Origin of the sequence: Nocardioides sp. CPCC 206348 (genome assembly GCF_048654705.1) — a bacterium.
GTDB lineage: Bacteria > Actinomycetota > Actinomycetes > Propionibacteriales > Nocardioidaceae > Nocardioides.
This window is the reverse complement of sequence record NZ_JBMCZA010000217.1, coordinates 50,127-51,199: the sequence shown is the minus strand read 5'-3', so window position 1 is coordinate 51,199 and position 1,073 is coordinate 50,127. Positions and strand designations below refer to the sequence as shown.

Below are 1,073 nucleotides of genomic sequence, written 5' to 3'. Positions count from 1 at the left end.
TCCCGGTGGGTCAGCCGACGAGCGCACTCATCTGCCGGACCACCTCCAGCAGCGGGCCCAGCGCCGGCGAGGAGTCGCCCGCGCGGTGCACCGTCGTGAGCGGGCGGTGGAGGGGCGGGTCGAAGCTGCGGATCACGACGCCCGGCACCGGCACCCGGGCGGCCTCGACGCTGTGCCAGATGCACGAGGCCAGCCCGGCGGTGACGGCCGCCAGCCAGACGTTGCGTTCGTCGGTCTCCACGGCGACCTCGGGCACCACTCCGGCACGCTCGAAGAATCCGTCCAGCGCGGCCCGTCGCTTGCTGCCCGCGGTCGGCAGGACGAGGGGTAGGCCGGCGAGGTCGGCCATCCGCACCCGGTCCGGCAGCGGGAGCGACTCGGGGGAGTAGAGCCGGATCTCGGCGCGGCCGATGTTCACCTGCACGAGGTCGGAGGTCACCACGCTGTCGCAGATCCCGAGGTCGGCCGTCCCTGCCGTGACGAGGTCGACGACCTCGGCCGAGCTGCTGCAGCCCACCAGGCGCGACGGCATTGCGACACCGTGGTCCCGCAGGGCCGCGAGGATCGGTACGGCGAGCGCGGCCTGCAGCGTCGGCGACGCGGCGATGACCAGCGGTGCGGTGTGATCGGTGGTGCTGGCCGCCGACTGCAGGGCGTCGATGCTGACCAGGACGCCGCGTGCCCGCCGCACCAGCTCGGCGCCTTCGGGGCTGAGCGTCACGCCGCGCCCGGACCGTTCGAAGATCGTGATCCCGAGCTCGCGTTCGAGGTTGCGCACGGCCCGGCTCAGGGCCGGCTGGGCGACGAACACGGCCGCGGCCGCGGCGGTCATGCTCCCGTGGTCGACCGTCGCGACGACGTACCTCAGCTGCTGGATGTTCATCGCGTGCCCTTCTGGCTCATTCCGTCTGGCTCATTCCTTCTGGCTCATTCCGTCTGGCTGATTCGTGGGCTCATGCCGAACGGGTCTTGGACGCCCGACCGTGTCACCTCCGAATGTAGAACCTGTTCCACTCGGGCACATCCCCATCGAGGAGTAGCAATGCGTTCCGTTCCCTCCCACCCCGTCGCCC

At 71.4% G+C, this 1,073-nt stretch carries 1 protein-coding gene; it reads right to left on the bottom strand.

Annotated elements, in window-relative coordinates; all coding sequences use genetic code 11:
• Positions 1–10 precede the first annotated feature (10 nt).
• On the bottom strand, positions 11–883 hold the full coding sequence (locus ACOADB_RS23995; protein ID WP_378604709.1) for a LysR family transcriptional regulator: 873 nt from the start codon (positions 881–883) through the stop codon (positions 11–13).
• Positions 884–1,073: the final 190 nt, after the last annotated feature.

Coding starts and splice junctions, on each gene's coding strand:
- ACOADB_RS23995 (WP_378604709.1), bottom strand. CDS start 883: ATGAACATCCAGCAGCTGAGGTACGTCGTCGCGACGGTCGACCACGGG.